1 protein-coding gene and 1 pseudogene are annotated in these 1,101 nt (G+C 64.7%); both read left to right on the forward strand.

All coding sequences use genetic code 11. The annotated features are described in order from the left end of the window. Window positions 1-254: 254 nt before the first annotated feature. A pseudogene (rpsB, locus tag AC5RUJ_RS16960) lies at window positions 255-1,005 on the forward strand (30S ribosomal protein S2); the annotation flags it as partial. Continuing rightward, the coding region (locus AC5RUJ_RS16965) for a DUF3000 family protein (RefSeq protein WP_494156328.1) at window positions 1,004-1,101 on the forward strand (98 nt) is incomplete at its 3' end. The pseudogene rpsB and the gene AC5RUJ_RS16965, both read left to right, overlap by 2 nt.

Consider the following 1,101-nt stretch of genomic DNA (forward strand, 5'->3'; position numbering starts at 1 on the left):
TACACTGGACGAAGCAGTTTTCCGTCCATGACCCATGTCCGGACGGAGGCTGACTACGCGTGTCTGAAATCCATCGGCTTGATCTCAGCGATGGAAGTGTGCCCAGGCGGTCCGGGAAACCGGTCCGGGCACATGCGCCGCCGAGCCGGCGGCGCCGACAGACGCCAGGAGCTTAGCCCGCCGGGCGACAAGCTAACAACCGTCTACAGGCAGCAGCCCAGGCCCAGCCCGGTGCTGCCGGAAGGAGTGACGACATGCCAGTCGTTACCATGCGCCAGCTGCTCGACAGCGGCGTACATTTCGGTCACCAGACCCGCCGTTGGAACCCGAAGATGAAGCGCTTCATCTTCACCGAGCGCAACGGCATTTACATCATCGACCTGCAGCAGTCGCTGTCCTACATCGACCGCGCCTACGAGTTCGTCAAGGCAACGGTCGCCCACGGCGGCACCGTCCTGTTCGTCGGCACCAAGAAGCAGGCCCAGGAAGCAATCGCCGAGCAGGCCACCCGTGTCGGCCAGCCGTATGTCAACCAGCGCTGGCTCGGCGGCATGATGACCAACTTCCAGACCGTCTCCAAGCGCATCTCGCGCCTGAAGGAACTCGAAGAAATCAACTTCGACGACGTCGCCGCTTCCGGCCGCACCAAGAAGGAACTGCTGCTGCTGCAGCGCGAGAAGACCAAGCTGGAAACCACGCTGGGCGGCATCCGCAACCTCACCAAGACTCCTTCGGTCATGTGGGTTGTCGACACCAAGAAGGAACACCTCGCCATCGACGAGGCCCAGAAGCTCGGCATCCCCGTGGTGGCCATCCTGGACACCAACTGCGATCCGGACGAAGTCGACTTCCCGATCCCGGGCAACGACGACGCCATCCGCTCCGTCAACCTGCTGACCCGCGTGATCGCCGACGCCGTTGCCGAGGGCCTCATCGCCCGCAACAACCGCGCCGCAGGCAACACCGAAGCGCCGGCCGAGCCGATGGCCGAGTGGGAGCGCGCATGCTGCACGACCCGGCAGGGTCGGCGGTCGGGGACGGAACCGTCCGGATCGTCACCTACATCCGCGCCGAGCTCGACGCCGACCTGGGCAACGACAC

It is taken from the genome of Arthrobacter sp. Y3223164 (genome assembly GCF_059091005.1).